We start from the raw sequence: 805 nt of genomic DNA on the forward strand, positions 1-805 counted from the left end.
CAATGGCGATGACAGTACCGAATAGCACTGTGCGCACGGTCGCATAAGACGTGCTGGCTAGCGTGCTGATCGAGTCAGCTTGTTGTTCAAAAATGAGTTTGATTTCTGAAAGCTGTGTTCTGAGTGAAGCTCTGCTGTCGCTCACTTTTGAAATGATGTCGCGGGTCTGATCGATTTCTGCAATATAGCGATCAAGCAAATAACCGATGTTATCTCTTAGCGAGACGCCCTTATCTTCGGCTTCTTCCTCGCTGTCTCCCAAGCTCAAACCAAAGTCATCCTCTGCCTCTTCAAAGACGCCAAGCAATGGAAGAGCGCGCATTGATTCGGCATCGTTCTTTGCTGAGGTAATCGAAGAGCGAATTTCTTCAAACTTTGCTTGAGAGAAGGTTTCAAAATAGGCTTGGCGATTTAACGCTTGTGCATGAACATATTCAAGCAGACTGGTGGCGAGTTTGATGTAGCGCGTTGCTGCAATGGGGTCGCTGTTATAGCCATCTAAGGCATAGCGTGTCAGTAATGAGAGTTCATCGCGTGTTTCGCGTTCATTTTGAAGCAGCAGCGCCTGTGGATCGCCAGATAACTTGCCTGCAGCTCTGAAGTCGCCATCTAAAAATAGGCTCAGCTCCGTTAGTTTTTCTTGTAGCGTTACTTTTGCCGCTTCAGATAGTATCTCAGAGGAGGTAAGGCTAACCTCTATGCCTTGGGTCGCTTCGGTTAGTTTGGTTGCATCTCCGGTATTCAGGTACTCTTCGATGGGCCTGACGACGTTGAGAACAAAGCGCTCGTTCAACGTACTCAGTTT

The 805-nt window shown here is 47.7% G+C and carries 1 pseudogene; it reads right to left on the reverse strand.

The features are described 5' to 3' along the window. Positions 1–805: pseudogene (locus tag A3750_RS26470) on the reverse strand (hypothetical protein); the annotation flags it as partial.

Source organism: Oleiphilus sp. HI0079 (assembly GCF_001635105.1).